Origin of the sequence: Pseudomonas sp. SIMBA_067 (assembly GCF_046534675.1) — a bacterium.
In the GTDB taxonomy this organism is placed as follows: domain Bacteria; phylum Pseudomonadota; class Gammaproteobacteria; order Pseudomonadales; family Pseudomonadaceae; genus Aquipseudomonas; species Aquipseudomonas putida.
On sequence record NZ_JAWRYH010000931.1, the window covers coordinates 1 to 252 of the forward strand.

1 protein-coding gene is annotated in these 252 nt (G+C 59.1%); it reads left to right on the forward strand.

The window, feature by feature from the left end:
- On the forward strand, positions 1-252 hold a 252-nt coding region (locus tag SB765_RS31935; protein WP_410932798.1), incomplete at both ends, for an isocitrate dehydrogenase kinase/phosphatase AceK regulatory subunit.

Below are 252 nucleotides of genomic sequence, written 5' to 3' on the forward strand. Positions count from 1 at the left end.
CGGCTGAACCAGGGCTGGCTCGAGGTCAACAGTGAACTCTTCTATCGTAACAAAACCGCCTGGCTGGTGGCGCGCCTGCATCTGCCGGAGGGCATCTTGCCCTGTCTGCTGCCGATCCAGCGCAGTGAAACAGGCGAACTATGGATCGACACCTGTCTGACCGATGTGAATGACGCCAGCATTGTGTTTGGTTTTGCCCGCGCCTATTTCATGGTTTATGCGCCGGTGCCTGCGGCGCTGGTTGCCTGGCTG